This window comes from Frankia sp. AiPs1, assembly GCF_023716945.1.
Lineage (GTDB): Bacteria > Actinomycetota > Actinomycetes > Frankiales > Frankiaceae > Frankia.
Genome location: NZ_JAMQQF010001039.1, coordinates 1 through 998 on the forward strand (window position 1 = coordinate 1; position 998 = coordinate 998).

General features: G+C 72.4%; 2 protein-coding genes. One reads left to right on the plus strand and one right to left on the minus strand.

Annotated elements, in window-relative coordinates:
• On the minus strand, positions 1-234 hold a 234-nt coding region (locus tag ND748_RS32710; protein ID WP_251750119.1), incomplete at its 3' end, for a CoA transferase.
• A 222-nt stretch (positions 235-456) separates the two neighbouring features.
• Between ND748_RS32710 and ND748_RS32715 the strand changes: the two genes are divergently transcribed.
• Positions 457-998, plus strand: a 542-nt coding sequence (locus ND748_RS32715; RefSeq protein ID WP_251750120.1) for an AMP-binding protein, incomplete at its 3' end; no start/stop codon positions are given.

Genomic DNA, 998 nt, shown 5'->3' on the forward strand with positions numbered 1-998 from the left:
CCCGTCGGCGTCGGCCGGGTCGAGGACGACCGACCGCTTGCCCCGCGCGACCAACGGCCAGAACGCGGTCGCCCGGTAGGCGTCCCCGCCGGGGGGCTCCAGCTTGACCACGTCCGCGCCCTGGTCGGCGAGCAGGCTCGCGAGCAGGGGAGCGGCGTACAGGGAGGCGGCGTCGAGCACCCGCAGCCCGGCGAGCGGACCGCCGGCCGCCCTCGGCGTGCTGGGTCGGTTCATCCACTGTCTCCTTCGCCCGTCGCGGTCCGGCAGCCCGTGCCACGTTGACCAACACAGCCATGTTGACCAATACAGCCATGGTGACCAGCCCAGCCATGTTGACAAAGGATTCAACTCTTTGATGTGGTTGCCCTGGTCAAGGAGAGCACCTGTCCGACAGGGCCGTCAACGACAGGGCCGTCAACGACAGGGCCGTCCGCATTCTGCTGGAGGAGTCGCGTCATGACGTCGGTGTCGAGCGAGCAGTCCGCGACGGGCGAACAGACGGCGACGGGCGAACAGACGGCGACGGGCGAACAGTTCGCGACCGAGGCGGTGGATCTCGCGCGTGCCGCCGAGCGGTGGCCGTGGCTGCTGAGCGCCCCGACGGTTGACGGGTTAGTGGCCCGGCGCGCGCAGGCGACCCCCGACGCGCTGATGCTCGTCGACGAGCACGACGCCCGGCTGACCTTCGCCGAGTTCGACGCGAAGGTCGACCGGGTCGCGGCGGCGCTGGCGGGCGAGGGGGTCACGGCCGGCACCCGGGTGGCCTGGCAGCTCCCGACGCGGATCAGCACGCTACTGGTGATGATCGCGTTGCGCCGGCTCGGTGCGGTGCAGGCGCCGGTCATCCCGATCTACCGCGAGCGGGAGGTGGGCGCCGCGCTCGCCGCCGTCGACGCGGACGTCTTCCTGGTACCGGGGACGTGGCGGGGCACCGACTTCACGGCGATCGCCCGGGCGGTCGCCGCCGGTGGCGGGCCCGCGCCCCGGCTGCTGGAGAT